Origin of the sequence: Lactiplantibacillus garii, assembly GCF_003885105.1 — a bacterium.
Lineage (GTDB): Bacteria > Bacillota > Bacilli > Lactobacillales > Lactobacillaceae > Lactiplantibacillus > Lactiplantibacillus garii.
Genome location: NZ_QWZQ01000002.1, coordinates 51,391 through 75,877, shown reverse-complemented (window position 1 = coordinate 75,877; position 24,487 = coordinate 51,391). Strand labels below are relative to the sequence as shown.

Genomic DNA, 24,487 nt, shown 5'->3' with positions numbered 1-24,487 from the left:
CCGTTGTTCGAGTTCACGGTTACAGACAAGTTATAATATACCGCTTGGACCAGCGGTTGTCAAGTTGCAACCCCGTTTTTTTAGTTGTTAGTTGGAGCCTGGGCCACCCCGTACAAAATCATCTTTAATAGCGTTTGGACCCGGGTCCGTTCGTCCGCGTTCGGGTCCCCAATCTGGTGAAAACTGTTAAATAGCGGACTCAGACTAGTCAAATAGAAGTTGGCCGCCATCGCGGGCGTGACGTTGGCCTGCAAGTGCATGGCCGGCTGTTCAAAGACCGCCTGAATCGGCTGAGCGTAGTCGGTCGTAAACATCCCCGCTAATTCCCGGATATGTTCCGGTGACAACGCCTTAAAACTAGTATGGATCAGTGTAAAGACGTCGGCCGGGTGCTTATGGGTCAATAACATTGAAACGTCCGTTAGCTGTTCCAGTGGCGGTTGGTCACTCGTTAAAATTGCTTCGATCCCCGTTTTGATTTCCGCCCCGACGGTGTTGATCACCGCCAAAAAAATCACTTCTTTATCTTTGAAATGATGATATAAAGCCGGCTGGGTAATGCCAATCGCGTTGGCAATGTCGCGGGTACTCGTTGCGGCGTAGCCGTTTTTTAAAAACAGCTCTCGTGACGTTTCTAAAATTGCCTGGTGGGTCTTAGCCAACTGTTCTGCGCGCGTCACCATTTCATCATCTTCCTTCCCCTTTTTATCTACTATTATAATCTACACCAATCAGCTTGGGGATACAAAGTAAGTCTGCCGAAAAAACGGCAACAACGGTTCGGTTGAAGCACAAAACCGGTACCATTCCCCAAAATTAGGAATAGTACCGGTTTTATCATTAATAGTCACAGTTTAAACTGTTTGCCTATTTCGCGGAAACGGTCGAACGGCCGTCCGTTTTCGGTTGTTCTTTAACGTTAATTTTAATAACACCCTTGGTGGCACCAATCGTCACGACGTCGTGCGCCTTGATCGCGCCGGTCAGTAACTCTTCACTCAAGCGGTCTTCAATCTCGGTTTGGAGTGCCCGGCGAATTGGCCGTGCCCCGTATTCCGGATCAAAACCAGCCTTAGCAACCACGTCAACGGCTGCCGGGGTGATCTTCAGGCGAATATCTTGTTGGGCCACCCGGTCGATAATTTCCTTGGACATCAACTTAACGATTTCGTGCAACTGTTCCTTATTTAAGGAGTGGAAGACGATGGTCTCATCGATTCGGTTCAAGAACTCTGGCCGGAACGTTTGCTTCAAGGCTTGGCGAATCGTCGCCGCGACCGCGTTGTAATCGTTAGCCCGGTCTTCGGCACCAAACCCGACCGACTTTTCATCCCGTAAGGTCGTGGCCCCGAGGTTCGAAGTCATGATCAGGATGGTGTTGCGGAAATCGACTTTGCGGCCCTTCGAGTCGGTCAAGTAACCGTCATCCAGTACTTGTAACAGAATGTTAAAGACGTCCGGGTGGGCCTTTTCAACTTCGTCAAACAGCACGACCGAGTATGGTTTCTGGCGAACCTTTTCGGTCAACTGCCCGCCTTCGTCGTAACCCACGTAGCCGGGAGCCGAACCAATCAAACGACTGGTCGAGTAACGTTCCATGTATTCCGACATATCGATCCGGATCATGTTGTCTTCCGACCCAAACATGGCGGCGGCTAACGCCTTGGCCAGTTCGGTCTTCCCAACCCCGGTCGGTCCGAGGAACATGAAGGAACCAATTGGACGACTCGGATCCTTTAAGCCGCTGCGTGCCCGGCGAATCGCTCGGGCAACCGCGGAAACGGCTTCCGGTTGGCCGATGACCCGTTCGTGCAAAATCTTCTCCAAGTTCACTAAACGTTCGCTTTCGGATTTTTGCAACTGGGTCAGCGGAACACCGGTCCATTCGGCCACGACCTGGGCAATGTCTTCACCGTTAACGTTTAACGTGTAACGGGGACCGTCACCCTTGGCGGCTTCTTCTTCCTGGTTGGCTTCGATCTTATCGACCCGGTTTTTCAGTTGCATTTCCTGCTTGCGGATATCGGCCGCCTTTTCGAAGTCCTGGGCTTCAATGGCCGCTTCCTTATCCGCGCGCAATTTAGCCAACTTATCCTGATTCTTGGTGAGCTTATTCGGCTTACCCATTTGGTCGATACGAACCTTCGCCGCGGCTTCATCCATTAAATCAATGGCCTTATCCGGTAAGAAGCGGTCACTGATGTAACGACTGGACAGCTTAACGGCTTGTTCAACCGCCTCGTCCGTAATGTTAACGTGGTGGTGATCTTCGTAACGGGGCCGTAAGCCGCGTAAGATCTCAACCGCTTCGTCTTGGCTGGGTTCGTTGACCATGACGGTCGCAAAGCGCCGTTCTAAGGCCGCGTCCGATTCAATGTACTTTTGGTACTCGTTTAAGGTCGTGGCCCCGATGGTTTGGAGTTCGCCCCGGGCTAGCGCCGGCTTCAAAATGTTGGAAGCGTCAATGGCACCTTCCGCGCCACCGGCCCCAATCAGGGTATGCAGTTCGTCGATGAACAGGATCACGTGACCATCGTTATAAATTTCGTCGATCACTTTCTTTAAGCGGTCTTCAAATTCACCACGGTACTTGGTCCCGGCCACCAGGGAGCCCATGTCGAGCATCATTAGGCGTTTATCAGCCATGTCGCTCGGGACGTCCCCGGCCACGATCTTTTGCGCTAAACCTTCCGCGATGGCCGTTTTACCGACCCCGGGTTCCCCAATCAAAACGGGGTTATTCTTCGTGCGCCGTGATAAGATCTGAATGACCCGCTTTACTTCCTTGGAACGGCCAACGACCGGGTCCATTTCCTTTTCACTAGCTAACTGGGTCAGGTCCCGCGCTAAGGAATCCAACGTCGGGGTCCCTTCGGCCTTTTTGCCACCGCGAACCGGGCCGTTGGTTTTACGTTTGCCCATGGCGTCACTGACACCGAGTTTACGCAGAACCACCTTCCGGGTTTGGCCTAAATCTAAGTTTAAGTTCATTAAGATCCGCGAGGACAGGATACTTTCGTCGGATAACATTGCTAACAGCAAGTGTTCCGTCCCAATTTTATTAGCGCCTAAGCGTTTTGCTTCGTCGCCAGCAACGGACAAAATTTCTTTAGCTTTCGGTGAATACGGCAAGTAGGTATCCTTGCCAACGTTGCTCAAAGTCCCATAACCCGTAAAGCGCTCGATTTCTTCACGAATATCGTCTTCACTCACGGCGTATTGCTGTAAAACTTTATTGGCAATGCCATTTTTTTCAATGGCTAAAGCTAATAGTAAATGTTCCGTGCCAACGGCCTGATGTTTAAAATACTTCGCCTGTTCTTGGGCTAAAACTAGGACACTTTTGGCACTGGGGGTAAATAGGTTATCCATTGCGATTCCTCGCTTTCTTTAGCTTTCGTAACGCAGATGATTTAAAATCCCAATAATAATCCGGGCCCGCAGACTATTTTCCAAGTCGTGATCGTCAACCCCTAAGGTATTGCGATCGGTGGCCACTAAAATCAACTGGGCTTCCCTGCGATTTAAAACGTTATCTTCATACAAGCTTTGCACGACCGCATAGGCATCCCGCTGTGTTATTGAATCACCAATCACTTGAATGAGGGTGTCCAAAACATCGGCATCATCCATCAAATTAACCTTTTCAATTCGAATGTAGCCGCCACCGCCCCGTTTACTTTCAACTAAGTAACCATTTTGAATGGTAAAGCGGGTCTTAATGACGTAGTTAATCTGGGAAGGTACCACGTTAAAAAGGTCGGCAATTTCGGAGCGCCGAATTTCAACGTGCTCTGCGTCCGCCAAAATACTTTTTAAATACTTCTCAATAATATCGGAGATATTTTGACTTTGCATGTGCTTCACCCTTTTCGTTATCTTTGACTAATATTGACTATTATTATACGAGGATAATCGAAAAAAGCAAAGAATTTCACCTAGCACGCACGCTGACGCGGTCTCCACGGTTGTTCCAGCATAGCACGCTCCCTGCAAGCTTTCAATTGATTGGACCGGTAATTCCCGTGGAAAGGCCGCATTTTAATCCGACTGCTTTATAGTGAAGAATCCTGATACCGGCAACCTATCGAACTAACGCCGGTCTGAGCACCCAGCTTGAATTTTCGGCACAAAAAAATCCGGTCAACGAATTGACCGGACTAAGTGGTTTAGCCGTAATCGGGAAAACAGGATTTGAACCTGCGACCCCTACGTCCCGAACGTAGTGCTCTACCAAGCTGAGCTACTTCCCGTTAAAGTTTAAACAAAAAGCCCTAGTTTAACACTAAGACTGTTAAGATACGATCGGGAAAACAGGATTCGAACCTGCGACCCCCTGGTCCCAAACCAGGTGCTCTACCAAGCTGAGCTATTTCCCGATACAAATGCACCCAGTAGGAGTCGAACCTACAACCTTCTGATTCGTAGTCAGACACTCTATCCAATTGCGCTATGGGTGCAAATTAATATGCCGAGGACCGGGATCGAACCGGTACGGTTATCACTAACCGCAGGATTTTAAGTCCTGTGCGTCTGCCAATTCCGCCACCCCGGCAAATTAAAAGCGGAAGACGAGATTCGAACTCGCGACCCCCACCATGGCAAGGTGATGTTCTACCACTGAACTACTTCCGCATAATAATATTAAGTTGTAAATGCCGACTAGAGGATTCGAACCTCCGACCTCCTCATTACTAGTGAGATGCTCTGCCAACTGAGCTAAGTCGGCATGTGCGGGTGAAGGGACTCGAACCCCCACGTCGTAAGACACTAGAACCTAAATCTAGCGCGTCTGCCAGTTCCGCCACACCCGCATGATTATTATTAACCATGCCATGTTGTCGTATCTAACAGCCTTACTCGCTTGCCTTTGACAACTATTTAACTTTATCATTCAACCAAATGATTGTCAACAAGTTTTTATAAATCTTTTTGGATAAATATACTTTCTGAAGTGCTTAAGTCGTATATTTTCCGACAAGAAATATTATAGCACGCTCCACTAAAATAGCAAAGCTTATTTTCAAAAAAAGTTGAAATATTGGGATTTTTTTCATTTTAACGTTTCCCTCTCAGACGTCAAACTGCTTAACACCGGTGTTTTCTCAACTATTTCCTCCACGGGTCCCAGGACGCTAACTGGTCCGTTTGCTTCATTACTTAAGCTGAATTGCGGTAGTTACCGCCCGTTTTCGCTAATTTATAATTATTTATCCCCCAACATATATTTCCTAATTATACAAAAAAACGAGACCGTGACAAAAGTCACAGTCTCGTTTTCCTCTCCAAACAATTATTGTCGAAACGTGCGCTAAAAGTCAGCTGTTTCCGCTTAACCCCGTATGGCAAACAATCCAAGCCCAGGATTATTTGCCATACGCCGTTAATGCTCACCAGCTAACCGACTTTTGGCACACTCTGGTTTCGCGGACTAGTTATTAGCCCTGCTTTTCAATTTTAGTTTTGCCGTGCATGTATGGGACCAAGACGTCCGGAATCGTGATGGTGCCGTCTTCGTTTTGGTAGTTTTCCATGATGGCTGCCACCGTCCGACCAACGGCTAAACCACTCCCGTTCAGCGTGTGCACGAACTGTAACTTGCCATTGTCGTCACGGTACTGGATGTGCGCGCGACGGGCTTGGAAATCAGTACAGTTTGAACAACTTGAAATTTCACGGTACTTGTTTTGTTCTGGGAACCAAACTTCCAAGTCGTGGGTCATCGCCGCGGTGAAGCTCATGTCACTCGTGGTTAAAGTAATGACGTGGTACGGCAAGCCCAGTTTCTTCAATAGTGATTCGGCGTTATTGGTCAGCTTTTCCAATTCATCCCATGAATCTTCCGGCTTAGTGAACTTCACCATCTCAACCTTATTGAATTGGTGTAAGCGAATCAAACCCTTGGTATCACGACCGGCACTTCCGGCTTCTTCCCGGAAAGCTGGTGATAAGGCGGTAAAGTACACCGGCAATTTTTCGGCCGGGATCACTTCGTCGCGGTAGTAGTTGACCAGTGGCACTTCCGCCGTTGGGATCAAACTAAGATCCTGGGTCGTGATCCGGAAAGCGTCGTTCTTAAATTTAGGAAATTGGCCGGTCCCGTACATCGATTCGTCCGTTACCATGTATGGTGGTAAGACTTCGGTATAGCCTTCCGCTTCGTGTTGATCCAAGAAGAAGTTGTAGACGGCCCGTTCCAGCTTAGCCCCGTCACCAACGTAGTAGAGGAAGCGACTACCAGAAACTTTGGCACCCCGTTCAAAGTCCAAGATACCGAGGTCTTCACCCAGCGTCCAGTGGGCCTTCGGTTCAAAATCAAATTTCCGCGGCGTTCCGATCCGACGTAATTCTACCGAACCATCTTCGGTCGCGCTGATTGGGACGTCCGGGTGCGGAATATTTGGCAAGTGGGCGGCCATGTCGTGAACCTTGGCTTCAGCGGCACGCCGCTGTTCGTCCAGTTCCTTGATTTCCGCGCTGACTTTTTGCATTTCGGCAATTTCACCGCTGGCATCTTCCTTATTCCGCTTCTTGGCAGAAATTTCGCCCGAAACTTGGTTACGGGTGGACTTTAATTGTTCACTCTTAGCGATCAAGTCCCGGCGAGCAGCGTCTTCGGCCAATAAGGCATCAATATCGGCGGGGTCCACGTTACGGTGCCCCAACTGTTCCTTAACAAAATCTGGTTTTTGACGAATCATTTTAAGATCTAACATCTCATCAACACGTCCCTTTCGGCTATTTTAGTAAATAAAAACAGTCTCTCCTCCCAATTGGGACGAAGAGACTGCGATTCGCGGTACCACCCAAGTTCAGGATTTTTAAAAAATCCCACCCTTAAAACGGATAACGGCCCTTGCCGTGCAGTATTACCTGCCCACTTTGTCGCGCCGGAGTTTCGGCCACCGGTTTACACCACCCACCGGTTCTCTGAAGGCCTACTTAAAACGCGCCGTGTTTAATATTCACCATCTACTATAAGGCATCGACTGCTAAAAGGCAACTAGCTTAAGCTCGCAACCTTTTCATCGATCAACCGGATAACCTCTTTGCGTGCCTCTGGATCGGCTACGAAGTCTAACTGGTCCCCGTCGATCTGCATCTTCGGACTGTGGTCGTAGTTCGCGTACCAGTCAGTATACCGTTCGTTTAACGTCTGGTAGTACTTATACAAATCCGGATCTTGGTCGATCTGTTCGTACGACCGGCCCCGCTTCTGGATCCGTTTTAACATCGTGTCAAACGAAATGTTAATGTGGATCAGTAAGTCCGGACTCTTCTGGTGTTCGGCTTCTGGCAACTCCTGCATCATGTTGTTCAACAGGGAATCGTAAATATCGACTTCGGTATTGGTCGCGCGACCGAGATCCCCGTTTAAATGGAACAACAGTGAATCTTCAAAGATCGAACGGTCCAACACGTCCAAATCGTTCGCAAAAGCGGATTTAATACTGTCCAACCGTTTATTTAAAAAGTAGATTTGTAGTAAGAAAGCGTACTTTTTAGGGTCCTTATAAAATAGCGGCAAAATGGGGTTATCATCTACGGATTCGTAAAACGCTTTGGAGCCAAAGTGTTGGGCAACCAACTGCGTTAAACTCGTCTTGCCGGCACCGATTGTTCCTGACATTACAAGCATGGGGCGTCTCTCCTTTAGTATACGGATAATTTCATTTTCTCTTTAAAGCAACACTACATATTGTACGCACCTACATGTCAAAATGCAATATCTGGGGCAAGGTAATCTTAATTCCAAGCGTTTGATCCCCGGTTTACTTCATTTAAGACAATCAATTAACCCGCTAACCGGCACTAAAACGGCTTCCAGATGAAGCTGCTTCCTTAGTGGTGTTTAAACTCGGGGCAAACTACCGAACCGTTAAAATCGCCTTTAATCCTGATTAGGCGTCCGCTGTGACGCACCGGAGACGTCGTCAACTTCACTAGCCGCCTGCTCACGATCATCCCGTTGAACCGCCCCCTGGGCATCGTAGTGCAAGCCAGTGGCGATTGGTGCGTTGATGCCCAACGCCGCCTGCCACTCCGCCGTGGGATGGTGAACGCGGGCCGTTACGTCAACCACGGTAATCTTCCACACGGGGACTTTAGCGACTTTTTCAGGGTGAATCGCCACCGGAATATCTAAAACGTAGTGGTGTAACATGGTACGCAGGGCGTGGCTTTTCTCATCGGCATCCGTAACGATACTGACCTGGCCGTGGCCCATGACGCTTCGAAACGCCGGACCGAACGCACCTTCCTTGGGCGGCGTGTAAGTCAAGTGTTCGTGACCGCCGTCGGTTTCAAAACTAATCAGCGATTCTTGGTTGAGCGCGTGCCCCTTTTGCCCGTCACTGGTTCCGTGAACGTAAAGGACGTACGTGCCGTTAACGTCTTCGTAGCCGTAGTTGACCGGAACCACGTACGTCCCCCGTTCGTCCGTCAAACCTAGCCGCAAAATTTTACAATGATCTAAGACCCAGCTAATCGTGGGGTGATCTGAATAAACTTCTTTTCTCATCATAATCCCTCCATTAATGTTTACTCAGTCTATCATAATCGTGGACTTGTCATAAGTATAACGAGAATAATTCAGGTTGCGATGAATGGTCGACACGTTTGCTAAAATCGTTGTCCCGACAAAGTTCATCCCCAAAAATACACAAAAATAGTCAGCAAATTGAGTCCCGTGTTCCCAATTTACTGACTACTATGAATTTAATGGATTTAAACTGCATTAGGCCTTGAAACTATCAATGAACCGGTCAATTTGACTAACAAGGTCCCACTCAAAAACACGACGCCCACAGCGTCAACCGTTACTTACCGGCTTTTTCGCGGGCTTGCAGGAGGCTGACGTACTGTTCGAGGGTCAGGTTGTGCTTGACCATAAAGGCCGCGCTCTTTTTACCGACGTAGCGGAAGTGCCACGACTCGTAGTCGATGCCGGTAGATTTGACACCGTCCTTAGGAAAACGGAGGACAAAGCCATAGTCCGCGGCGTGGTTAATGAGCCACTGCTGACCCTTGTTTTTATCCGAAGAGGATAGTAACTGGTTGCCGTGGGTGTTGTACCAGTGGGTGTTCATGATGTCCACGGCGAGGCCGGTCTCGTGTTCGCTACCACTGGGAACCGCCACGAACTCTTTCGTTAATTTGAGGGCCTGCTTAGCCGACTTGCCCTGGTTTTCGTAGGTTTGGATCGATTGGTCCCAGACCTCTTTTTGGTAGGCGACGGACCGGTAACCCGAGACGACCGTCGTGGGGTAACCGGCCTTCTTAGCACCGGCTAAAAAAGCTTCCAGTGGTTTAACGATGGAACTACGGACCGCGATGCCGTTCACGCTGGATTTACTAAACGACATTTCACTCCGCTTATGCCATTTATTGACTAAAACTAAATCACTGTCGCTGGACTTAACGCCCTTCGGCAGTTCACTGATCAATTTTTGACGTTTGGTTTGGGTCTGACTACTCTTCTGACTGGCCGTTGACGATTTGGACTGGTGGGTCGTTGTCCCACAGCCGCTTAACACGCCCGCGAGCGCCACGAAGGTGAGCCCCTTCAACACGCTACTCTTTATCATTCTCTCTCGCTGCCTTTCAAGTCTAGGTTAGCATACCTGTGAATACCGCACTGGTACGACGAAACTTTCTTCAATTTATCTTAACGAATTTGTAATAAATAAACTAGCCATCCGGTCAAAGAAAAAATGGATGCGCCCAAATTATTTGGGAACATCCATCCGTTAACTAACTAATCATCGTGGTGACTCTGGGTGAGGTCCACTTTATCGAGCGGAATCATCTTGGTCTTATAACGAATTTTATAATAAACGTACAAAATAATAAACAGCGGGATACTCATGTAAGTGACCCCGATGGCCTGCCAATCCAGCGTGGCAAACGAGTGCAAGTCTTGGCCAATGATCACGATCAGGCACAGGGCGAACGCGAACCACGGGCCAAACGGGAACCACTTGGCATGGTAACGGAGTTCGCTAAGCTGGTGGCCCTGTTTAACGAAGGCCTTGCGGAAGCGCAAGTGTGAAATGGCAATCCCTAACCAGGCAATAAAACCGGTCAACCCACTGGCTGAAACGAGGAAGATGTAGATCCGTTCCCCAAACAAACTGGATAAGAACGTTAACAAACCAATCACGGTCGTCCCGAGCAGCGCCATGATTGGAATGCCCCGCCGGTTAACCCGGCCAAAGGTTTTCGGCGCGTAACCCTGCAGCGACAGCGAGTATAACATCCGCGTTGACGCGTACATCCCCGAGTTGGCGGCGGATAGGACCGACGTTAAGATCACGGCGTTCATCACGCTCGCAGCGGCGGCTAAACCGGCGCGTTTGAAAACTAGGGTAAAGGGACTGATCGCAATATCGCTGGCCGACGAGCCCAATAAGTCCTTAGACGTGTAGGGAATGATGGCCGCAATCACGAAAATGGCTAAAATGTAAAATAATAAGATCCGCCAGAAAACCTGTTTGATGGCGGCCGGAATACTCTTTTCCGGAGTCGCCGATTCACCGGCCGTGATCCCAATCAGTTCGGTCCCCTGAAACGAGAAGCCGGCCACAACGAACACGCTGAGAATCGTTGGAATCCCGCCGACAAACGGCGCCTTGTGATAGGTAAAGTTGCTTAAACCGGTCGCGTGACCACCCATGATCCCAACGATGGTCAGTACCCCCACCACTAAAAAGATCAAAACGGTCACAACTTTAATCAGCGAGAGCCAGTACTCGGTCTCCCCAAAGGAACGGACCGATAAGGCGTTGATCGTAAAAATCAGGATCAACGCGATCAAACTAAACACCCAGCCGGGAACTTCCGGTAACCAGAACTGCATGACGATCGCCGCGGTACTGATATCGACCGCCAAGGTGATCGCCCAGTTAAACCAGTAGTTCCAGCCCATCGCAAACCCGAGGGCCGGGTCTACGAACTTAGTCGCGTAAGTTGAAAACGACCCGGAAACTGGCAAGTAGGTCGCCATTTCCCCTAAACTGGTCATTAAAAAGTAAACCATGATCCCGATCCCAACGTACGCGAGTAACGCCCCACCGGGCCCCGCCGTTGAAATTGCCGAACCGGACGCGACGAATAAGCCGGTCCCAATACTACCACCTAGTGCAATCATGGATAAGTGCCGCGTTTGTAACGATCGGTGCACTTCCTGATGTTGTTCTTCTGCCATTGCAGAACCTCCAAAAAATCGATTTATATCTAAAAGTGTTCACACCGATTCAGGTAAGCCCGACCAAAATAAAAAAGTCCCTTTGCAAACTGCGCAAAAAGACTTTAATCAGATTGATAAACTAATGCTGATCTCATCGTCGATAGCGCCCCGCAACTATTCTAGCTGCGACAGTCCTTGATTTATTCAACCAAGGCCCAACTTCCAAACCGGTCACCAGTTCGGTCATTTCGGCGGTCGCCCCTTTCACCAGCGCGCGCTGACGGTGACCCGTCTTGCGCTGGTTACTCTTGTTAACCGCGTCCTCTTCTTTCGATATACTCAATCATTATACAAAACCCCGGTTATTTTGACAACCGGGGTTTAACGTCATTTTAATAGAATTGATCCGGCAACATGGTCTTGCCTAAGGCCTTGTTATCGGAGTAGTCGATCGGGATGTCCACGATGACCGGACCCTGGGTCTTAAAGGCTTGATCTAAAACACCGTCTAAGTCTTGGGGCTGGTTCACGCGTAAACCGGTGGCACCGAAGCTTTCAGCGTACTTCACGAAGTCGACCGGGCCAAACTTGACCGCGGCGTCTTCACCGTACTTCATTTCTTCTTGGAATTTCACCATGTCGTACGTGCCGTCGTTCCAAATTAAGTGCACGATGTTTAAGTTTAGGCGGACCGCCGTTTCCAATTCTTGGGCGGAAAATAGGAAGCCGCCGTCCCCGGAAATCGAAACGATTTGGGTGTTGGGCCGAACTAACGCCGCCGCGATCGCCCACGGTAACGCGACCCCGAGCGTTTGCATCCCGTTACTAAATAACAGGTGCCGGGGTTCGTAACTGCGGAAATGGCGGGCCATCCAAATGTAGTGGCTCCCCACGTCGACCGTCACGGTCATGTCGTCGCTCACCCGTTTTTGTAACGCCGCAATCACGGACAGCGGGTGGTTTAAGTGGGAGTCTTCATTAATATTCGGTACGAAGTCGCGCGTTTGAAGCCGTTCCTGTAAGTCGTCCAGGTAAGTTTGGGAATCAGCGCTAAGGTTATACCCCTTCATGTAAGGTAACAGGAAGTCTAGGGTCTGCGCGATGTCACCAATGAGTTCGGTTTCCGGTTGGAAATTGTGATCTAATTCGGCGCGCATGTCGTCGATCACGACGATGCGGGACTTGCCTTCCGCGTTCCAGTTGCGGGGTTCGTATTCGATCGGGTCGTAACCCACGGCAATCACCAGGTCGGACTTCTTCAGTAACATGTCGCCGGGTTGGTTACGGAACAATCCCACGCGGCCAAAGAAGTGGTGGGCTTCCAAGTCACGCGAGATCACCCCGGCCGCTTGGAAAGTTTCCACAACGGGCAAGTTAGCGGCCGTGACTAAGTTGCGGATGGCGTTGGTCACTTCGGGTGAGGAAGCGCGCATCCCAACTAATAAGACCGGCAACTTGGCCGCCTTGATCTTTTGGGCCAACAACGTGGTTTCGACCGGACTGGCCGGCCCCAACTTAGGCGCTTGGATCGGCGTGATCACGGGGGTGCGCACAACCGAGTCGGTCACGTCTTGGGGGATGCTGACAAAGCTGGCCCCCTGCTTAGCCGCGGTCGCTTCTTGGTAAGCGTTGGCGATTACTTCCGAAATGTTTTCGGGTTCTTGGACTTCGGCGCTGTATTTAGTGATGGGTTTAAACAGCGCCGCGTTATTCATGCTCTGGTGGGTCAGGCGCAACAGGTCGGCCCGCTGCACTTGTCCAGAAATGGCCAGCACGGGATCACCTTCCGCCGTCGCGGTAACCAGACCAGTAGCTAAATTGCTGGCACCGGGACCAGAAGTCGTCAAAACGACCCCCGGTTTCCCGGTGATCCGACCGATCCCCGCCGCGATAAACGCCGCGTTTTGTTCGTGGCGCGTGACGATCATTTTAGGACTCTTCGGGTTCACCGGGTGATCAAGTCGTTCAAAGACCCGGTCAATTTTGGCACCCGGGATCCCAAATACGTATTTAACGTCATGGTTAACGAGGCTATCAACGATCGCGTCCGCACCATAGTATTTTTTATCTGCCATTGCTGTTCCGTCTCCTCCGTCTTTGTGAAAAGTAATGTTAGAATAACACAAACAACCCTGTAATCATAGGTTTTAGGGACTTGTGAAAAAAGTTTATAAAGCTTAATTTTCTGAAAGGTGTTCAAAGCCTTGCCAGACTTGAATCGGGTTTGGAAACCGCATACAATTCCGTTCAAGTTTGTAATCCGAATCACTTATCTGCCCGTAAACGCGTTAGGAGCGTATTTAACTGGGCCATTTTATCTTCGGATTGGTTGGTCCAGTCTAGGACCGGGATCTCCTTAACCGCCAAGAGCTCCTTAATTAAGGTTGCAATCTTTTTTTGATCCAAAAAGTCCAACCACAGGTCATCGGCTTGTGAAAAGATGGCGTTGACCACCTTAGTCCCCTCGTCGGCCACCGGTTCCACGTCTTTAAACACCTGGTCAAAATACCCCAGGTTGGGAAAAGTGTGGAGGGTCCCCTCAATCGCGGACACGACGTCTTTGATAGAGATCTCTTCCGGTGATTTGGCGAGGTGGACCCCGCCATTGTTACCGCTACTGGACGCGACTAAGCCGGCAACGACTAATTTGCGAATGATTTTGCGAATATAGCTGGCCGACCCCCCGATGCGGTCGTGTAACACGTCGGCCGTTAACGGTTTATCCGGTTGCTGCGTCGCGAGCAAAACTAACACACAGGCGGCCTGTTCAAACGATTTAGCGAGTTGCATTCTGATCATCCCCCGGCGTGGTCGCTAACCCCACGCATTCATAAAACAATTCCGTTTGCCCCGCTCCAAAGGGGGCGTAATCCGGGTGTTGGACCGCGTCGTACTGCCGAAAACCCGCATGCTCCAAAATTAATTTGGACGCAACGTTATCAGCAAGGCAGCTAGCGGTGACCCGTTTTAACTTTAACGTTTCAAAGGCGTAACGCTGTAATAACCGGACCGCGGCCGACATGATCCCGCGTTGCCAGAAGCTGGCGTTTAGCATGTAACCTAGGTCCATCTGCTGCGGGGCGGGTTCGCCGTAACGGTTCATCCGTTCGTACAGCCCGACACTCCCCACGACCTTATGCAGGGCCGGCAGTTCCAAGGCATAGACTTCGGGCAGCTTCAACTGTTGTTTGAGCAGAAAGCCCGCTTCGGTCACACTGTGTGCCGGTGTAAAACCAGCGGGAGCCGCGATTGCGGTATTCGCAACCAACTCATAATAATCCGTCACGTCCGCGAACGTGAACGGCCGGAGTTCGAGCCGTTCGCCCCGCGTTGTAACCGTAACCATTTCCATTCTTGTTCCACCTGATTTGCGTTATAATAGTTATGTTAACCATATCAATAGAGGTGATTGCATGCAAGTTATTCAACAAAAATTAGCGGGCAGTTCTGCCCAACTGACTGGCTTTTTGCACCAGCCGGACCCTAACGCGCACCAAACGACCCTGCCAGCAATCATAATCGTTCCCGGCGGATCGTATACGCAAATCCCGACTGGTCAGGCTGAAAGTTTAGCCATGGCGTTTGCAGGACACGGCTACCAGGCGTTCTACTTGGAATACACACTCCTGGGTGACCAACAACCCTTAGAATTAGCAGCGGTCCTCGATTTAGGTCGGGCCGTCCAGTTGATCCGGCAACAAGCTGCGGCTTGGCACGTCGATGATGATCAGCTCACCCCGGTGGGCTTTAGCGTTGGCGGTCACGTGGTCGCGCTTTATAACGACTACTGGGCCACCGAAGTTGCGACGCAATTAGGCGTAGCCGCGGACACCTTAAAACCGCAACAAGTCATTTTAGGCTATCCGGTCATTAGTCCCCAATTGGGCTTCCCCAAAGACGCCGCAACGTTAGCCAAGTGGACTAACACCCCCGCGCAATTAGCGGCGGATCAACACGTTAGCGCGACTAACCGGCCAACCTTTATCTGGGTAACGGCTGACGATCCGATCGTACCGGCGACTAACTCCCTCGCCTACGCGACCGCCTTAGCCCAGGCCAAGGTTCCCTACGAACTGCACGTCTTTAAACACGGTCCCCACGGGTTGGCGCTGGCTAATAGTCAAACGGCTTGGAAGGCTGATGCCGACCAGCCGCACGCGGCGCACTGGCTGACGTTAGCCTTGGAATGGCTCCGTGATAACCAAACTGAAAATTAAATTTTCAAAAAAAGTGGGCCAAAAGCCGCTCAGTTTGCGAGCATACCGTAAACAGAGTGGGCTAAAAGTCGGTTAGCTGGTGAGCATTAACGGCGTATGGCGAATAATCCTGGGCTTGGATTATTTGCCATACGTGGTTAAGCGGAGCCCGCTAACTTTTGAAACCCGTTTCGACAATAATTGTTCGGAGATAAAACAGCGGCTGTGACTTTTGTCACAGCCGCTGTTTTTGTTAAGCGGAACAAACTGGCTTTTGGCCCACGTTTCGGCACTACGGACTAGCAAAATGAGGCCGAAGTTTAACGGTTTGGTCCCAGACCTTTTTATATACTAATTAAATTAGTTATCTTTACAAATAAGAACGGTAGAATAATTTCCACTGCAACAGGTGCCGCGCCCACAGGACGTAGAACCATTCCATCACTTGCGCCCACGTCCACGCCAGTAAGACCGCCCCGAGTGTATCGGTTGGGTAGTGCGCGGACAAGTAGATACGCGAGAAAATTACCAGCAACAACCACACGACACCGGCCCATTTCACAATTTGCGCCATCCGGTAACTTGGCAGCTCCGGCACCACGAAAATGATGATCACGCTGACCAACACGAACGTCCCCAGTACGTGCCCACTCGGAAAGCTGTAGCCGGTATCGGCAGCCAGGTGGTTGATCGGCCGAATCCGGGCAATCAGGTGCTTAGTGACGGCCCCCAGGAGCATGGCCCCTGCCATGTACCCGAGCGACCAAACGGCCTGAATTTTATACTTGAACCCGTACATCAGAAAGGCCAAGATCACCAGCCAAAGAACGTCTTTTGCCGGTGAAGCGATCCAGCTGACCACCTTGTAGAAGCCAACGAAGAACCCGCTGTTACTAACCTGCACCAGCGACGTCAGCCCGGCGTCCACCAGGTCGATCCCGATGGCGCCGGCACTGATAAAATAACTCAGGTAGGCAAATAAAATAACGCCAATGACAAACTTGATCGGCCGACGACGCGACTTATCGATCATCAAAACAAGAACCCCCATTAATATTAAAATTACTAAAATTATACCATAATCCTGTAATCCGCCGAACGAAACCTTAATATCTTAAGGTTGAACATTAAAAAAAAACAAAGAAATCATAATTTCCTCACCATTTCTTATAAAAACAGTTATGATTAAAATCGAAATTACGGGTTAAGGAACGAAAGGTTATGCGGATTCAGTTCCCGTTCGCCCTAAAAAATGCTAAACTGAGGTAAAGTTTTGCAACATTACCATTGGAGGAAGAGTTCATGGAAGATATGCCAAGTCGTTCAGAATTGCATCACGATGATCAAAAGGGCAATGGTCCGAAGGGAAAAGGTCCCAAAAAGAGCCATACCGTTCGTAATACAATTTTAATTATTATCGCGGTCCTGCTAGTCGGGACCGGGGCCTTCGCCGCGCGGACCTATTTTAACGCCCGCAACGCGGCTAACACCGTCTTTAAGAGTAGCGGTATCAAGAAATCCCGGAATACCAGCGCCGTGTTAAACGGTAAAAAGCCGGTATCGATCCTATTATTAGGGACCGATACCGGGGCGCTCGGTCGGGATTATAAGGGCCGGACCGATACCATCATCTTGGCCACTATCAACCCTAAGACCAAGACCACCACGTTAATGAGTTTACCGCGAGACTCCGAAGTGGCCGTTTCGGGCTTTGAACAGGACTTCCCCACTAAGTTGAACGCGGCTTACGCTTACGGGAGTGCCGGGACGACCATCACCACCATTCAAAAATGGTTGAACGTGCCGATCGACTACTACGCGTTGATCAACATGGGTGGAATGAAGAAAGTCGTTAACGAGATTGGCGGGGTCGACATTACTCCGATCCGGACGTTTACTTACGAAGGCTACCACTACACTAAGGGCGTTAAGACCCACATGAACGGTGATAAAGCCCTCCAGTACTCCCGGATGCGTTACGATGATCCCCTCGGTGACTATGGTCGGCAACAACGGCAACGGCAACTGATCACCGCCATCCTGAGTGAAAGTACCAGTGCTTCTAACTTATTAAAACAAGACTTCTTACAATCATTGGCTAAGCAAACCCGGACCGACTTAACATTCGGTAACTTGACCAGCCTCTTCTCCAACTACCGTGGTGCCACTAAGAACGTGGTTTCCGACCACGCGCAAGGAACTGGTAAAATGATCAGTGGTCAATCCTTCGAAGTTGTTTCACAATCCGAAAAACAACGGGTCACCAACGTCCTGCGGAAATCCTTGAACCTCAAGTCCGCAACGACCGGTGAAAAGTTCGCTAACCAAAACTAACCCGCCAACATCAAAAGTTAAACCCACCCACGACTCAGCCTAACGGGAGTCGCGGGTGGGTTTTATTTTTGCTAAAGGTTAAAACACGCGTGTGAAAAATCAGTTGGTTCCTAACGGTCCGGGTGGGCCAGCCGCCAGCGCAACGTGCAAAAGGCGATCAAGCGGTTTAACAGCTCGGCTAACAGGAACCCCAGCGCAATCGCCCCGGTAATCATCACCAGTTGGAGGGTGAAGCCGACCGCCTGGCGGTAATTGCCGAGCGCAAAGTTACGCACCATTTGATACGCCTGACTCCCCGGCACGAAGGACACCAAACTGGGAATGTTAAAGATAATGGCCGGCATCTTTTTATAACGGGCCGCCATACTGCTTAAAACGCCGATCCCGACCGACCCAATTAAACTGCCAAAAACCACCCCACCGTCAAACGCCTGTACGATCAGGTAGCTCCCCCACGTCAGGGTGCCGATCCAGCCGGCCAGGTTTAACGCCTGGTGCGGAATGTTAATGATCAGCCCAAAGCCCAGCACCGCGACGTACGCTAAAATTAATTGTCCAATAATGTTCATGGGGGCCTCCTAAGACAGCGTGATGACAACGGCAATGCCGAATCCCAGGGCCGCCGCGCTGATCAGGGCTTCCACGCCCCGCGCCGGGCCGCTCACGAAGTTGCCCGCCAAGGTATCGCGGACCGCGTTAGTCAGCGGTACCCCGGGTACGAGGGGCATTAACGAGCCAATAATGATGTCGTTGACGTTGGTGCCCCAGCCGATTTGAACCGCCCATTCGGCCCCAAAACCGATGATCAGGGCCGCGACCAGTTCACTTAAAAATTTAATTTTTAAATAACGATTTAATAAGTAAAAGACGAGGTAACCAAGCGTCCCGATGACCACGGTCGGCCAGGTGTTAACGATTTCCTGCCGGAACATGATCATCAGCGGGCCGCTAACCAGGGCCGCCCCAACCAGCTGGAGCCACAGTGGAAACGAACGGGACGCCGCGTCCAGTGTGTTGAGCCGCTGGTGCAGGGTCGGCAGGTCAATGGCCGACGCCGCAAACTCCCGGGAAAGCTGGTTAACTTGGGCGACCTTTTCTAAGTCGATCGTCCGTTTATTGATCGCCATGATCTGCGTGGCGTTGCGCCCCTGAATCGACATCATGACCCCGGTGATCGTCACGTAGGTATTGGCGGAGATCACCCCCGCGTTTTGCGCAATGCGCATCATCGTATCGTCGACCCGGGAAATTTCTGACCCGTTTTCAACCATGATCTTCCCCGCCTTTAAGCAGGTCGCGATAATTAATTCGTCGGCCGTCACTTTTTCGCCCCCTACACTAATAAATCCTACTTTAATCAAAGTAGGATTCGAAGTAAAGGGTTATTTATCCGCGGGCAGTCAGGGCGCTTTGGTAAACCACCGGTGCGCACGGTAAAACCAGTTAAACGATTCTTGGTAAACTAACGTCGCCAGCATCAAAAACGCGGGTAAAAATTGAATCAGGTACCGGCTACGGCCGCCTTCAAAAATCAGCAGGTAGCTAAACCCACCGATAATGGTCAGTCGGAGCGCCTGCACAAAGGTTCGCTGGTCACGCCAGGCAAAGGCAATCAGCGCTAACCAAACGACCCACCAGACTTGGGACATAAACCGCAGATCACCGAGGCGGGTCCCGTACAAATAAACAAACGACCGCAACCAGCCGCTAAAGCCACCCCGTTTGGGAATTGGGTTTTCGTTAATAAAATGGCCCTCCTTGACCCAGGCAAAGGTGCCGTCCGCCGTGTTATTACGGTGTTTGGCAACTAAAAAGCGCGCGTAACCCCAAGCACCCCGGCGTTTTAAGCGCTGAATTAAGACGCGCTTGGAATAGGCCACCCGGGCTTGTTTATTTGGCAGTTCCGCCATTTTTAACGCGTCCTTAGCGTTGTAGCCCCCGTCACCGGACACACCCATACTAATAAAGTGGATCGCCGGGATCTCCCGACTTTGATCAACTTGAATGTAGGTCTGCCGTTTTAACAACTGGGCCGTTGCTGCGTAGCACCCCGCCGTTAAGCCAGCGGCCAGTAACAATACCAGCGCGGTTTGGCCGACTGAAGGCCATGCCAACCGCCGGGGCCGCAGGGCGAACAATCCCCCCACGATGACCAGGGCCACCATGGCAACGATGGCCGACGGTTTCAACCGGTAGGCACCCACTAGTCCCACGCTGAACAGTAACGCGCCTAACGCCCGCCACCCAAGGTTCAAGCGGGGTTTAACCATCACAACGGCGCCGAGCAGGTACAGTGACACCAGCGGTAATACCCAAGCGTCGGTGTACGGCACGATGATCGTGGGGAACAGGAGTAGCCAAACTGCGTGGATATTCATCCCCGCGACTAGTTTTCGCGGCTCAACCAGAACAATGCAAATTAAATTCAGCAGGGCCGATAAATCCACCAAAACCAACGTGACTAAGTCAAAAAACAGCCACGAGGTGGTGCCAAACCACTTCGCCAGTTGCACTTCCGCCAGTAACATCGGCAAGTTGTTATAGTTCAGGCTAAAGTAGGCCCGAATCTCCGCGCTAGTCGTATCGTGGAGGGCTTGGTGGATCGCCCCGGCATCAAAGCCAATTGGGGGGTGCACGGCTAATACAAAGACCAGTTGCCAGCCGACCGTTAGCGCTAATAACACCGTCGCCGTCGCCAGGGCGTGGGTCTTAAAGAGCCACTTCATTAGGCGCTTAACACGCCAGCTCGTTTGCCAGCTAATTAAAATGGCCGCGGCGGCGATCAAACAGCCGGTCGTCCACATCGTGGTTCCCGCGCCCGTCACCTTGTTATCCCCTAAGATCAAATTGGGCGACGTCACCGCGTCAAAAAGCGTCAGGAAAAACAGCCCGTTAAAGAGCGCGATCAGGGCCCAGTTGCCGATCCGAAATAGTCGTTTTCGCATACCGGTCCCCCTAACGTACCGTGATACAGTACGAGCGGGTCGGGGATTCCCCGACTTCGAGGCGGACCAGTTCGGCCCCGAGTTCTTCTAACGCCGGTGAAATCAGGTTAAATAACCAGACCGTCACGTTTTCAACGGTTGGGTTAACCGTTTTAAAGTATGGCAGGGTGTTTAAAAATTGCCCCGCGAACGTGTCAAAAATACCGTTTAACTGTTTTTCAATCTGATTAAAGACAATCATTTTATTGGATTTACTGTGCATTTCGCTAACAATTTCCCAAGTGTGGTTATGCTGCTTGCCCTCGCCACCGGCCCAGCGCATGGCGTGGCTGGCGTTAACGTACGATTTCATTTTGTAGGTATAGTATTTTTCCGTCATTTTAACGACTTCCATTTCCGTATAAATTCTTTCAAGTCCCGTTTCAACACGAACCGGACGCCGCGCGCTTCCGTGCCAAATTTAACCGAATTCCAGCTCGACGTTTGGGTCATGCTATTAATCAGGCCCACGAAACGGATCCACGCACAAATCAAGTTATAGACCGGCAGGGTCAGCGCGACCCACCACTGCCGGCGATAAAACTGACGCTCCTGCGGAAAGGTCCATAACAGCTGTAAGACGCAGACGTAGTTGAGTAGCCCCACCAGAATGTACAGCAGGTAAATAATGACGTAGGACATCGCCATCATGACCACGGAGTAACGGAGAAACAACAGCGCGATACTCGCGAACATCCAGATCATCCGCGGGAATAGGAAGGTGTGGTCGATCAACATTCGGCGAACCAGAAAGCTCTTGAAAAAATCCACAAACTTGAGTTCCGTAATTTGCTGGTGGACCACTTCGACTTCGCCCCGTTGCCAGCGCTGACGCTGCGTGTATAACTCCCCGAGGCCGGAGATTGGTTCAATGTAAAAGATCGCGTTGTCGCAAATGGCGACCTTGCGTTTTAATTTGTCCCGGATTTGAAACGTCATGTCGGTATCTTCACCGATCGTCGCGGTATTATATAGAAACGTGTTGAGGACCGCTTCCTTGCGAAAGGCCGAAAAGGCGCCCGACATGGTAAACAGGTGGTTGCTATTGGACTCGATCACCCGTCCGGACAAAAAGGCCTGGGCGTATTCAAAGTACTCGTTATGTTGTAACAGTCCCCGTTTTCCCCGGGCAATGAGTTGGTGCTGCGGCAAAATCGTGCCCGTTAGTGCGGACACTTCGTAATCATTTTCAAAGTTGAGGACCATGTTCATTAGCGCGTGCTTTTCTAGAACCCCGTCACTGTCAATGTTGATGATGTAAGTCCCGATGGCAGCGTATAACGCCGCGTTTAACGCCGACGCCTTCCCCTTTTCCGTGTGCATCAGTTGCATATTCATGTCCGCAAACTCATTTTGAGCGTGGTTAAACACCTCAAAACTATTGTCGGTACTGGCGTTGTCCGCCAAGATAACCTGCGTTAAGCGGTTCGGATACGTGGAATCGTGGATCGATTTAATGCACGCAAACAGGGTCGCTTCCGAGTTATAAACGGGCACGATCACCGAGATCATTGGCATTTTATCCGGCATTTCCAATTTCGGCCGGTGCAGGTTGCGAAAGAAGATCCGGATTCCGGAAACCAACGCCGGAATAATTTCGACAACGATCGGGACGAGTGCCCAGGTGATCCAAAATCCCATTTTGAATAGGGTTAAGTTTAACCAGTAAGTCACGACTTGGGTTCCTTTCTTCTCAATCGTTTAAGCTGTGCCTGAAAGTTGAGGTATAAACTGTGTGATATTTGTGAAAAAGTAAAAACGTTGTAATACAACACAATCACCAGAACGTAAAAAATTAGGCGGCCCAGGATCGAATGGGCTAAAAAGTATAGCTGCCCCCCGCCAAAGTGCACGATCACGATGACCGTCGCCAAGCGAATCACGTTCGCCGCGTAGATCCACAGGACCCCAAACACCGAAAAGAAGACCCGCTCGTACTGATTAAAGATTGGAAAAAAGACGACTAAGCTTAAAAACGCGGCCGTTTCAATAATCCCGGAGCACTCGTAGTCGATCACCATCGTTACCGGGACAGTCGCGTTATGGATGCTGACCATGCCGTACTTGGTCATCACACTGCTCCAACCGGTCAAATCGCCAAACCAGCGGACCCCGTTGATCACGGCGTGGGTGGCAAACCAGATCCAGTACGGATCCGCTAAGCTAATTAGGACGAAAAAGAGCCCGGCACTCCCCACGATAAATGCAAACGCGGGTAACTGAGCTCTTTTCAGTACTGATAACACGTACGCCCAAATCACTAGGCCAATCAGTAAATAAACGTTCATAAAATTAGTGACTCCACTTCTTCGGTTTTAAACCAACGACCCCGATGACCGACCCGATGGCAATCACAAAACCGACACTGGCTAAAACGACCGGACCCGTACTTCCACCGGAAGACTGAACGCTCCCGGTCCACAAGTTCTGGTTAGCGAGGGTGATCGTTTGACCACTCGTTTTTGAAACGCCGGTGAGTTTATCAAACGGGACCTTAAATTCAACACTGTAGGCCGTGCCATCGTAATCACTGTCGTTACCGTTCTTCTGGGTGATCTTTGAGCGGGTCACGTAGGCCATCCCGGTCAGATTCGTGCTTTGATTGTCACCATAAATGTTCATGGTGACCGCTTGTTTTTGACCCACCGCTAAGTTGACGGTGGTACCGTTGTTAAACGTAATGTAGTAGGTTTTACCGCCAATGTCGATCGTATAACCGGACGGCATGAAATTGGTATAGCCCCCGGCGAGTTTCGGGTGCATACCCACGTAGGCGTAAATGGCCTGGTCATCGGTCAACAACGCCACGTTTTTAACGTTATCGTTATCGCCCTTAGACGTCATGGCCTGTTTATCCTTGTCCGCCCAATCACTCATATCACCGTCAATGGTAATGCCTAAACTTCCATTAACGTTGTTATTGTTAGCTTGCGACGAACTGCTGCTGGCAACGTCGCTAGCGGCACCGTCGACCGCCTGCTTTGCCGGGTCACTGGTAGTCGAACTGCTTTTCGTGGCCGAACTGCTGCTACTGGTTGCCGTCGAAGAACTGCTGCTGCTTGTGGCCGAACTGGTTGCCGTCGAAGAACTACTACTAGTTGCCGCCGAACTCGTCTCCGTGCTAGAGCTGCTACTGGTCGCAGTCGAATCCGTTTCCGTGCTGGAGCCAGTCGTCGTACCGGTCGTTTGATCATCAAAGACGCCCTGAACCGCTTCACTTCCCAGCTCAGAGTTTCCCAGACTGACCGGAACCGTTTGCTCAGCGGCTAGTCCCAGCGCCTGATACGAAATGCTTCCAATCAACACACCCAAACCATTTTTAGTGGTCAGCGTCCCGCTGCCCACCGTACCTAAATCTTTCCAGGTATCCGTATTCATGGCAGAGAAAGTGACCGTGGACCCGGATTGCTCATAATGAACCGAATAATGGTGGTTCCCAACGGTCAAATCGTAATTATGCGTTGGAATGTTATACCACGCTGGGTTAGTCCCCGTATCCACGTAAAAACTAACTTGGTGACTATTCTGGGTCACCGCCACGTTGGTCGTGTAGTACCAGCCCAGCTTAGTTTTAGTGACGTTGTCCCAGTTGACCGTCGCGGCCTGGGCATTCACGCACACCCCCGTAGCCGTCAACCCAAACAGTAATCCCACACTTCCTAATAACAAAGCCATCTTTTTTTTCATCATAAATTCCCTCTCACATCAAACAACTAACTCAGCTTTCACTTGTAACCAATTATCAAATCTTGACAAATTTTCCGTAGCCATTAAATTCTTAATGG

The 24,487-nt window shown here is 50.5% G+C and carries 21 protein-coding genes, 7 tRNA genes and 1 riboswitch; of the genes, 2 read left to right on the top strand and 26 right to left on the bottom strand.

What is annotated here, in order from left to right:
- Positions 1-80: 80 nt before the first annotated feature.
- From D1831_RS01085 to D1831_RS00995, 18 genes are all read right to left on the bottom strand, one after another.
- Complete coding sequence (locus D1831_RS01085; protein ID WP_125070820.1) at positions 81-683, bottom strand: TetR/AcrR family transcriptional regulator; 603 nt, start codon at positions 681-683, stop codon at positions 81-83.
- A 184-nt stretch (positions 684-867) separates the two neighbouring features.
- Positions 868-3,372, bottom strand: a complete 2,505-nt coding sequence (locus tag D1831_RS01080) for an ATP-dependent Clp protease ATP-binding subunit (protein WP_125070818.1) — start codon at positions 3,370-3,372, stop codon at positions 868-870.
- 18 nt (positions 3,373-3,390) lie between these two features.
- Complete coding sequence (locus tag D1831_RS01075) at positions 3,391-3,858, bottom strand: CtsR family transcriptional regulator (protein ID WP_125070816.1); 468 nt, start codon at positions 3,856-3,858, stop codon at positions 3,391-3,393.
- A 321-nt stretch (positions 3,859-4,179) separates the two neighbouring features.
- A tRNA-Pro gene (locus D1831_RS01070) sits at positions 4,180-4,253 on the bottom strand.
- 52 nt (positions 4,254-4,305) lie between these two features.
- Positions 4,306-4,379 (bottom strand) — tRNA-Pro (locus tag D1831_RS01065).
- A gap of 7 nt (positions 4,380-4,386) precedes the next feature.
- A tRNA-Arg gene (locus D1831_RS01060) sits at positions 4,387-4,460 on the bottom strand.
- Positions 4,461-4,469: 9 nt separating this feature from the next.
- Positions 4,470-4,555: transfer RNA gene (locus D1831_RS01055), tRNA-Leu, on the bottom strand.
- 8 nt (positions 4,556-4,563) lie between these two features.
- Positions 4,564-4,635: transfer RNA gene (locus tag D1831_RS01050), tRNA-Gly, on the bottom strand.
- Positions 4,636-4,656: 21 nt separating this feature from the next.
- A tRNA-Thr gene (locus D1831_RS01045) sits at positions 4,657-4,729 on the bottom strand.
- 3 nt (positions 4,730-4,732) lie between these two features.
- Positions 4,733-4,814, bottom strand: a tRNA-Leu gene (locus tag D1831_RS01040).
- 624 nt (positions 4,815-5,438) lie between these two features.
- Positions 5,439-6,716: a serine--tRNA ligase gene (serS, locus tag D1831_RS01035; RefSeq protein WP_125070813.1), complete on the bottom strand. Its 1,278-nt coding sequence runs from the start codon at positions 6,714-6,716 to the stop codon at positions 5,439-5,441.
- Positions 6,717-7,003: 287 nt separating this feature from the next.
- The gene (locus D1831_RS01030; RefSeq protein WP_125070811.1) at positions 7,004-7,639 is read right to left on the bottom strand and encodes a deoxynucleoside kinase; all 636 of its coding nucleotides are present in this window, start codon (positions 7,637-7,639) and stop codon (positions 7,004-7,006) included.
- 252 nt (positions 7,640-7,891) lie between these two features.
- Positions 7,892-8,521, bottom strand: a complete 630-nt coding sequence (locus tag D1831_RS01025; protein WP_158610630.1) for a pyridoxamine 5'-phosphate oxidase family protein — start codon at positions 8,519-8,521, stop codon at positions 7,892-7,894.
- Positions 8,522-8,819: 298 nt separating this feature from the next.
- Positions 8,820-9,587, bottom strand: coding sequence for a M15 family metallopeptidase (locus tag D1831_RS01020; protein ID WP_125070807.1), 768 nt, complete (start codon positions 9,585-9,587; stop codon positions 8,820-8,822).
- A gap of 170 nt (positions 9,588-9,757) precedes the next feature.
- Positions 9,758-11,206, bottom strand: a complete 1,449-nt coding sequence (locus D1831_RS01015; RefSeq protein ID WP_125070805.1) for an amino acid permease — start codon at positions 11,204-11,206, stop codon at positions 9,758-9,760.
- 135 nt (positions 11,207-11,341) lie between these two features.
- Positions 11,342-11,523, bottom strand: a riboswitch (Lysine riboswitch).
- A gap of 57 nt (positions 11,524-11,580) precedes the next feature.
- A complete protein-coding gene (alsS, locus tag D1831_RS01005) occupies positions 11,581-13,263 on the bottom strand; it encodes an acetolactate synthase AlsS (protein ID WP_125070801.1) in 1,683 nt (560 codons plus the stop codon).
- A 190-nt stretch (positions 13,264-13,453) separates the two neighbouring features.
- Positions 13,454-13,978, bottom strand: coding sequence for an RrF2 family transcriptional regulator (locus D1831_RS01000; RefSeq protein ID WP_125070799.1), 525 nt, complete (start codon positions 13,976-13,978; stop codon positions 13,454-13,456).
- The gene (locus D1831_RS00995; RefSeq protein WP_125070797.1) at positions 13,965-14,540 is read right to left on the bottom strand and encodes a GNAT family N-acetyltransferase; all 576 of its coding nucleotides are present in this window, start codon (positions 14,538-14,540) and stop codon (positions 13,965-13,967) included. Before D1831_RS00995 ends, D1831_RS01000 begins: the two co-directional genes overlap by 14 nt.
- A 61-nt stretch (positions 14,541-14,601) precedes the next feature.
- Here D1831_RS00995 and D1831_RS00990 point away from each other — a divergent pair, with 61 nt between their 5' ends.
- The gene (locus tag D1831_RS00990; RefSeq protein WP_125070794.1) at positions 14,602-15,405 is read left to right on the top strand and encodes an alpha/beta hydrolase; all 804 of its coding nucleotides are present in this window, start codon (positions 14,602-14,604) and stop codon (positions 15,403-15,405) included.
- A 349-nt stretch (positions 15,406-15,754) separates the two neighbouring features.
- Here D1831_RS00990 and D1831_RS00985 read toward each other — a convergent pair whose 3' ends face one another.
- The gene (locus tag D1831_RS00985) at positions 15,755-16,417 is read right to left on the bottom strand and encodes a phosphatase PAP2 family protein (RefSeq protein ID WP_125070911.1); all 663 of its coding nucleotides are present in this window, start codon (positions 16,415-16,417) and stop codon (positions 15,755-15,757) included.
- Between the two features lie 269 nt (positions 16,418-16,686).
- On the opposite strand from D1831_RS00985, the gene D1831_RS00980 reads away from it, so the two are divergent.
- Positions 16,687-17,718, top strand: coding sequence for an LCP family glycopolymer transferase (locus D1831_RS00980; RefSeq protein ID WP_125070792.1), 1,032 nt, complete (start codon positions 16,687-16,689; stop codon positions 17,716-17,718).
- A gap of 110 nt (positions 17,719-17,828) precedes the next feature.
- Here D1831_RS00980 and D1831_RS00975 read toward each other — a convergent pair whose 3' ends face one another.
- The 7 genes from D1831_RS00975 to D1831_RS00945 all read right to left on the bottom strand — a co-directional run bounded on the left by D1831_RS00975 (position 17,829) and on the right by D1831_RS00945 (position 24,389).
- A complete protein-coding gene (locus D1831_RS00975) occupies positions 17,829-18,287 on the bottom strand; it encodes a threonine/serine exporter family protein (protein ID WP_125070790.1) in 459 nt (152 codons plus the stop codon).
- A 9-nt stretch (positions 18,288-18,296) separates the two neighbouring features.
- Positions 18,297-19,040, bottom strand: coding sequence for a threonine/serine exporter family protein (locus tag D1831_RS00970; protein WP_125070788.1), 744 nt, complete (start codon positions 19,038-19,040; stop codon positions 18,297-18,299).
- Between the two features lie 78 nt (positions 19,041-19,118).
- Positions 19,119-20,663, bottom strand: coding sequence for a TIGR03766 family XrtG-associated glycosyltransferase (locus tag D1831_RS00965; RefSeq protein WP_125070786.1), 1,545 nt, complete (start codon positions 20,661-20,663; stop codon positions 19,119-19,121).
- 10 nt (positions 20,664-20,673) lie between these two features.
- Positions 20,674-21,042 (bottom strand): 6-carboxytetrahydropterin synthase, encoded by a 369-nt coding sequence (locus tag D1831_RS00960; protein WP_125070784.1) that lies wholly within the window; start codon positions 21,040-21,042, stop codon positions 20,674-20,676.
- Positions 21,039-22,343 carry a TIGR03111 family XrtG-associated glycosyltransferase gene (locus tag D1831_RS00955; RefSeq protein ID WP_404819875.1) on the bottom strand — a complete coding sequence of 435 codons (1,305 nt, stop codon included), beginning with the start codon at positions 22,341-22,343 and terminating at the stop codon, positions 21,039-21,041. The genes D1831_RS00960 and D1831_RS00955 overlap by 4 nt, the downstream gene beginning before the upstream one ends.
- 29 nt (positions 22,344-22,372) lie before the next feature.
- On the bottom strand, positions 22,373-22,990 hold the full coding sequence (xrtG, locus tag D1831_RS00950) for an exosortase family protein XrtG (RefSeq protein ID WP_125070781.1): 618 nt from the start codon (positions 22,988-22,990) through the stop codon (positions 22,373-22,375).
- A gap of 4 nt (positions 22,991-22,994) precedes the next feature.
- On the bottom strand, positions 22,995-24,389 hold the full coding sequence (locus D1831_RS00945; RefSeq protein ID WP_158610629.1) for a Firmicu-CTERM sorting domain-containing protein: 1,395 nt from the start codon (positions 24,387-24,389) through the stop codon (positions 22,995-22,997).
- Between the last annotated feature and the right edge of the window lie 98 nt (positions 24,390-24,487).

Bases quoted from the DNA above. Each gene is read 5' to 3' on its own strand.
- D1831_RS00985 (WP_125070911.1), bottom strand. From the start codon at position 16,417: ATGATCGATAAGTCGCGTCGTCGGCCGATCAAGTTTGTCATTGGCGTT.
- D1831_RS01020 (WP_125070807.1), bottom strand. From the start codon at position 9,587: ATGATAAAGAGTAGCGTGTTGAAGGGGCTCACCTTCGTGGCGCTCGCG.
- D1831_RS00975 (WP_125070790.1), bottom strand. From the start codon at position 18,287: ATGAACATTATTGGACAATTAATTTTAGCGTACGTCGCGGTGCTGGGC.
- serS (WP_125070813.1), bottom strand. From the start codon at position 6,716: ATGTTAGATCTTAAAATGATTCGTCAAAAACCAGATTTTGTTAAGGAA.
- xrtG (WP_125070781.1), bottom strand. From the start codon at position 22,990: ATGAACGTTTATTTACTGATTGGCCTAGTGATTTGGGCGTACGTGTTA.
- D1831_RS00990 (WP_125070794.1), top strand. From the start codon at position 14,602: ATGCAAGTTATTCAACAAAAATTAGCGGGCAGTTCTGCCCAACTGACT.
- D1831_RS01075 (WP_125070816.1), bottom strand. From the start codon at position 3,858: ATGCAAAGTCAAAATATCTCCGATATTATTGAGAAGTATTTAAAAAGT.
- D1831_RS00960 (WP_125070784.1), bottom strand. From the start codon at position 21,042: ATGACGGAAAAATACTATACCTACAAAATGAAATCGTACGTTAACGCC.
- D1831_RS00945 (WP_158610629.1), bottom strand. From the start codon at position 24,389: ATGAAAAAAAAGATGGCTTTGTTATTAGGAAGTGTGGGATTACTGTTT.
- D1831_RS00955 (WP_404819875.1), bottom strand. From the start codon at position 22,343: ATGGGATTTTGGATCACCTGGGCACTCGTCCCGATCGTTGTCGAAATT.
- D1831_RS00965 (WP_125070786.1), bottom strand. From the start codon at position 20,663: ATGCGAAAACGACTATTTCGGATCGGCAACTGGGCCCTGATCGCGCTC.
- alsS (WP_125070801.1), bottom strand. From the start codon at position 13,263: ATGGCAGATAAAAAATACTATGGTGCGGACGCGATCGTTGATAGCCTC.
- D1831_RS01000 (WP_125070799.1), bottom strand. From the start codon at position 13,978: ATGCAACTCGCTAAATCGTTTGAACAGGCCGCCTGTGTGTTAGTTTTG.
- D1831_RS01085 (WP_125070820.1), bottom strand. From the start codon at position 683: ATGGTGACGCGCGCAGAACAGTTGGCTAAGACCCACCAGGCAATTTTA.
- D1831_RS01030 (WP_125070811.1), bottom strand. From the start codon at position 7,639: ATGCTTGTAATGTCAGGAACAATCGGTGCCGGCAAGACGAGTTTAACG.
- D1831_RS00995 (WP_125070797.1), bottom strand. From the start codon at position 14,540: ATGGAAATGGTTACGGTTACAACGCGGGGCGAACGGCTCGAACTCCGG.
- D1831_RS01015 (WP_125070805.1), bottom strand. From the start codon at position 11,206: ATGGCAGAAGAACAACATCAGGAAGTGCACCGATCGTTACAAACGCGG.
- D1831_RS01025 (WP_158610630.1), bottom strand. From the start codon at position 8,521: ATGAGAAAAGAAGTTTATTCAGATCACCCCACGATTAGCTGGGTCTTA.
- D1831_RS00980 (WP_125070792.1), top strand. From the start codon at position 16,687: ATGGAAGATATGCCAAGTCGTTCAGAATTGCATCACGATGATCAAAAG.
- D1831_RS01080 (WP_125070818.1), bottom strand. From the start codon at position 3,372: ATGGATAACCTATTTACCCCCAGTGCCAAAAGTGTCCTAGTTTTAGCC.